Origin of the sequence: Salmonella sp. SAL4457 (assembly GCF_046548235.1) — a bacterium.
Classification (GTDB): Bacteria; Pseudomonadota; Gammaproteobacteria; order Enterobacterales; family Enterobacteriaceae; genus Salmonella; species Salmonella enterica.
The window spans coordinates 1-257 of record NZ_JBGDZO010000837.1 but is presented as its reverse complement, the minus strand read 5'-3'; the positions used below and the strand labels follow the sequence as shown (position 1 = coordinate 257).

Annotated in this window: 1 pseudogene; it reads right to left on the bottom strand. The window is 56.0% G+C overall.

Annotated elements, in window-relative coordinates:
- Positions 1 to 208, bottom strand: a pseudogene (locus ACLJNW_RS26530) (chromosome partitioning protein ParB); the annotation flags it as partial.
- Between the last annotated feature and the right edge of the window lie 49 nt (positions 209 to 257).

Sequence of the window (257 nt, the reverse complement as noted above, 5' to 3'; positions counted from 1 at the left end):
CCGTATCCAGCCCGCGGGCCTTAATTGACGCATTTATCTCGTCATAGCGAGGATTACGCGATGTTCGGGGGTTATCCGGGTTTGGTGCCAGTTGCTCAATCGTCAGAACCATTGGCATTTCAACCACCATTGTACTCTCAACGCTACCCGAGGTACTGCGGCCCGGCTGGTGCATGGAGGCCCCAATATTCGTGCGGTTACGGCTCATACCCGACCTCCTGTCCTGTGGTACCCGAGGTCATATCCCCCTTCCTGAT